The following is a 1,188-nucleotide window of genomic DNA, read 5'->3' on the forward strand; positions in this document are numbered from 1 at the left end:
GTGTCGATCCGGTAGCCGACGCCGGGCACGGTGGCGATGATCCATGGTTCGCCGAGCCGTTTGCGCAGTGCGGAGACGGTGATTCGCACGGCGTTGGTGAGGGGGTCGGCGTTCTCGTCCCAGGCCCGTGCCAGCAGGTCTTCGGCGCTGACGACCCCGCCCTCGGCGGCGACGAGGACTTCCAGCACGGCGAACTGTTTGCGGGTGAGCGCGACGTAGCGTCCGTCGCGGAAGACCTCCCGGCGGAAGGGGTCGAGCCGTAGGCCCGCGATCTCGCGGACCGGGGGCCGGGCGTACGCGCGTCTGCGGTCGAGCGCCCTCAGCCGCAGGACGAGCTCCCTCAGCTCGAACGGTTTGGTGAGGTAGTCGTCGGCGCCGAGCTCGAACCCGGAAGCCTTGTCGTCGATCCGGTCGGCAGCGGTGAGCATGAGGATCGGGATGCCGCTGCCGGAGGCGACGATGCGCCGGGCGACCTCGTCGCCGGAGGGGCCGGGAATGTCACGGTCGAGGACGGCGAGGTCGTAGGAGTTGACGCTGAGCAGTTCCAGGGCGGCGTCGCCGTCGCCGGCGATGTCGGCGGCAATCGCTTCCAGCCGCAGACCGTCACGGACGGCTTCGGCCAGGTAGGGCTCGTCCTCCACGATCAGCACCCGCATACCTGAAGCCTATAATCAGCATAAAATAGTGCTGGCGTGTGCACACCGGGCACGCGACTCAGTCTGCCGGTGCCAGCGCGGGGCGAGGCTGGTCCGACGGCCTCTCCGCCCTTGTGCGCCACCAGCGGCGCGAGGCCAGCGCGGCCAGGACGGCGCCGGCGGCGTTGACCAGAACGTCATCCACGGAGGAAACCCGGTCCAGCCGCAGGACGTACTGTGCGGTTTCGACCAGGACCGAGCAGCCTGCCCCGAGTGCCAGGATCCGCGGCACGGACGCCAGCGCCGCGAAACGTATCGGAGCGAAGAACCCCAGCGCCGCGAAGATCAGCAGGTTGCCGACGATCCCGACCGGCCCCATCGTGAGCAGGTCCCGCAGCGGGACCAGACTCACCCGGCCGGGGACGATGCCGGCCCCCGGGCCCGGCATCATGGTCATCCATACGAACGGCACCGTCCCGTAGACCATGCCCACCTCGGCCAGCGACATCCGCCACGCCGATGTGACGCCGGTAGCAGGCCGGCAGCGCGCCAG

At 70.0% G+C, this 1,188-nt stretch carries 2 protein-coding genes; both read right to left on the reverse strand.

Translation table 11 applies throughout. The annotated features are described in order from the left end of the window. The coding region (locus FXF52_RS41080) for a response regulator transcription factor (RefSeq protein WP_148805029.1) at nucleotides 1–656 on the reverse strand (656 nt) is incomplete at its 3' end. Between the two features lie 58 nt (nucleotides 657–714). Continuing rightward, nucleotides 715–1,188 (reverse strand): VanZ family protein (locus FXF52_RS41085; protein WP_148805030.1); only part of this gene is annotated, 474 nt, incomplete at its 5' end.

It is taken from the genome of Micromonospora sp. MP36, from assembly GCF_008119785.1.
Taxonomy (GTDB): domain Bacteria; phylum Actinomycetota; class Actinomycetes; order Mycobacteriales; family Micromonosporaceae; genus Micromonospora.